Below are 1797 nucleotides of genomic sequence, written 5' to 3' on the forward strand. Positions count from 1 at the left end.
CAGTCCCGCAGCGAAGGAACCCGAGCCTGCGAGGGCCGAACGTAGGAGCAAGCCTTTTGGGTTACCTTTTTGGCGTTTGAAAAAGGTGACCCGCCGTAAGGGCGGAACCGTAATCAGCAACATCCGCAGAAACGGATCTACACCCAAAACCCAACAGCCTGGTCGGCCCAAAGGCCGCCAAGGCCCCAAAAAAAGCAACCCCAAAAAGCCGCCCATATAAACGATCAATCCGCCAGCCAGCCATTCTCCCAATACCGCAGATTGTCACCACGCAACACATAATCGCGCATGACCACCTCGTGCAGCTCGTCACCCATGCGATAACTGGCGTCAGGGTCGGCCAGATGCATGCGAATCGCCTGCAGCCATTCATCAGTGCTGTTGGTCTTCACCCGCGTGCACGGCAGGTAGCCCTGATAGGCTTCGGTATCAGTGCAGATGACCGGATAACCACAGGCGCCGTATTCCAGCAAACGCAGGTTGCTCTTGCAGTCATTGAAAATGTGAAACTCCAGCGGTGCCAGGGCCAGGTCGAGGTTAAGACTGGCCAGCTTGGCCGGATAGACGTCCAGAGGAATCACACCGTGGAACTCGTGCATGTACGGACGCAGGTCATCCGGGCACATGCCAAAGAATACCCAGTCAACTTCGTTGGCCAATTCACGCACGACATCGGCAATCACCGCCAGATCGCCATGGTGGCTGGTGCCTCCGCCCCAACCCACGCGAGGTTTTTTCGAGGTGCGGCGCTGACCCCGCAAACCGGTCCAGAGGTTTTGCGCGAGCATATTGGGGACTACGCGAATGTCGTGGTGCATGTCCGACAACGCATTGGCCAGTGGTTGAGTCGAGACCACCACGCGGTCGCACAGGCTGATCGCCTGGCGCACCATCCGTTCCATTTCCTGCTTGCTGGGCATGTTGCGGATATGCGCATTGCGATGCGGAACATCGATCACATAGTCATCCAGCTCGAAGATGCGCCGGGCATGGCAGAACTTTTTCAGCGGCGGGATTTCATCGATCGCGCCCTGGGAATAGCGCCCTTGCAGGACGATGACATCCGGCGACTGACGCTCGATTTCAATGATCGACGGCAAGCCGTAACGAATACACCCTTCGGCGCGGTTCGCCGCTTCCAGCTCTATCAGCGGCTGACTCATGCGGTAATGGCCAATGGCTGAGGCATTGATCGGCACGGCGAGTACGTTGGGCAATTGCGGCCTGGAAAAAGCAGTCCACCCCGTACGCAGGCCCGGCTCAAGGCTGAAACTGGTCGCTCCGACGCCCTGCAGTGACAGGTTGACGTTGAAGGCCGGATCGCGGGCAATGCGCGGCAGCCAGCGCTTGTAGAAGGTCTCTTGCTCGTGCAAATGTTGCTGGCCTTGCTCAGTTGTCGACTCGACAGTCGGGCGCACGCCCTGAGCCAGCAAGGCATAAGGCGTCCACACTACCAGGTAGCCTTCCTGGCCGATGCGCAGGCACAGATCCACCACGTTCAGCGCCTGCTTCAAATCCTCTTCGTCAAGCCCTGCCACCGCCTCGAAAACCGTCTTGCGCACCATCAGGCAATCACCGCCGACTGCACTCAGATCGTGGGTGGCCTGCAGCCGGAACATATAACCGTCCGACTGCAGCGACTGTCCATAAAATGGCAGCCCGACCGCGCCCTGCATCCCCAGAATCATGCCGGCATGCAGCACATAACCATCCGGGTTGAACAACTTGGCGCCGACCACGCCGACTTCCGGGCGCTGCGCATGATTGAGCAGTTCGTCCAGCCAGTCGGCGTGGGTG

Annotated in this window: 1 pseudogene; it reads right to left on the reverse strand. The window is 59.1% G+C overall.

Annotation, left to right across the window (positions count from 1 at the left end):
- Nucleotides 1–224 precede the first annotated feature (224 nt).
- Nucleotides 225–1797: pseudogene (locus tag OQK_RS30945) on the reverse strand (glycosyltransferase); the annotation flags it as partial.

Origin of the sequence: Pseudomonas sp. R62, assembly GCF_000257605.1 — a bacterium.
Classification (GTDB): Bacteria; Pseudomonadota; Gammaproteobacteria; order Pseudomonadales; family Pseudomonadaceae; genus Aquipseudomonas; species Aquipseudomonas atacamensis.